The sequence below is a fragment of the Vibrio sp. 2134-1 genome (assembly GCF_033339495.1).
Map to the genome: position 1 here is coordinate 1 of NZ_JAWOUS010000578.1, position 629 is coordinate 629.

The 629-nt window shown below is 40.7% G+C and carries 1 protein-coding gene; it reads left to right on the forward strand.

Annotated features, from left to right (window positions below; genetic code table 11):
• The coding region (zapE, locus tag R7R78_RS27325) for a cell division protein ZapE (protein ID WP_225474758.1) at nt 1-571 on the forward strand (571 nt) is incomplete at its 5' end.
• Nucleotides 572-629: the final 58 nt, after the last annotated feature.

Consider the following 629-nt stretch of genomic DNA (forward strand, 5'->3'; position numbering starts at 1 on the left):
CTTACAGCGAGCACGTTTTCTTCCTGCTATTGATATGATTTTGGCGCGTTGCCATGTACTAAATGTGGATAGTGGTGTCGATTATCGTCTGAGGACGTTGGAACAAGCCGAAATCTACCATTATCCATTGGATGAGCAGGCTTCTATTAATTTAAATACCTATTATCAGCAGCTTACGGCTGAGCGTAAAAGTGTTGCTCATAAAATCGACATTAATCATCGACAGATTAACGTGATTGAAGCCAGTGATGGGGTGTTACATGCTTCTTTTGAGCAGTTGTGCCAAACCGCTCGAAGTCAAAACGATTACATTGAACTCTCACGTATTTATCACACGGTTTTACTGGCCGATGTTCGTCAGATGAATCGTAAAATTGATGATGCTGCGAGGCGTTTTATTGCTTTAGTCGACGAGTTTTATGAGCGTAACGTAAAACTGATTATTTCAGCGGAAGTCGAGATGGATGCCTTATATACCGAAGGACAACTGGAATTTGAGTTCAAGCGTTGTGTATCGCGTTTAACCGAGATGCAGAGTCATGAGTATCTTGCTCGCGAGCATTTGGCATAAATTTGATTGTCTCTTAAAAAAGTGAAGAAAAAATTAGTGATTTGGCGCAAAAAAAGGT